General features: G+C 40.6%; 1 protein-coding gene. It reads right to left on the reverse strand.

The window, feature by feature from the left end:
* Window positions 1–202, reverse strand: a 202-nt coding sequence (locus K5R64_RS13585; protein ID WP_220764200.1) for a hypothetical protein, incomplete at both ends; no start/stop codon positions are given.

A 202-nucleotide genomic window follows, 5' to 3' on the forward strand; every position in this document is an offset into this window, starting at 1 on the left:
ACAAAATAAGTGGTGTTAGTAGTTGGAGAAACATTAATACTGCTTCCAGTTCCAACAAGAGTTCCGCCACACGATCCAGAGTACCATCTTGCATTAGCTCCCGTACCAGCTGAACCACCATTTAAAGTTAAGGTAGTAGAATTGCCGTTACAAATAGTTGTTGTCCCAGAAATACTTGTTGGGGCTGTTGAAAGTGAATTAA

The sequence above is a fragment of the Flavobacterium sp. UMI-01 genome, assembly GCF_019656315.1.
Taxonomy (GTDB): Bacteria; Bacteroidota; Bacteroidia; order Flavobacteriales; family Flavobacteriaceae; genus Flavobacterium.